The organism is Rhizobium sp. 25PS6 (assembly GCF_032464655.1).
Classification (GTDB): domain Bacteria; phylum Pseudomonadota; class Alphaproteobacteria; order Rhizobiales; family Rhizobiaceae; genus Rhizobium; species Rhizobium laguerreae.
In genome coordinates this window covers 1-455 of the sequence record NZ_JAWDIV010000088.1, presented here as the reverse complement: position 1 = coordinate 455, position 455 = coordinate 1, and the positions used below count along the sequence as shown (strand labels likewise).

Genomic DNA, 455 nt, shown 5'->3' with positions numbered 1-455 from the left:
ACCGGTGCGCTTGACGAGCTCGGCGAGGAATTGCGCCTCGGTCATGGTGGAATTGGCGAAGGCGATATAGGCCGACAGGTTCTCGATGAAGACGCGGCGCTGCAGTCTGTCCTGCAACTGGCCGACATTGACCGCAACGATATCGAGCGCATCTTCGTCGTAGCGGAGCGGCAGGAGATCGTTGAGATAGGCGCCGTCGGCAACGCTCCAGGCGAGATGTTCCGAGACCAATGCTGGCTGAAACCGGATGCACACGCTCCGCAACCGGTCCAGATGGTCCCGATCAAGGCCCGAAGCGCTGCCGAGCGAGAGACCGACGCCATGCACCGACAGCGGATAGGTCTCGCGCAAATTTTCCAAAGCATCGACGGCGGCGGAATCGCCCATGTAGTTTTCAGCATGGACCTCCAGCCATCCCGCCGAAGGCCGGCGGGAGATCATATCGGAAATATGCA

The 455-nt window shown here is 60.7% G+C and carries 1 protein-coding gene; it reads right to left on the bottom strand.

The features are described 5' to 3' along the window. Positions 1-455: multinuclear nonheme iron-dependent oxidase (locus RWK44_RS34970; RefSeq protein WP_316030194.1), on the bottom strand; the 455-nt coding region annotated here is incomplete at both ends.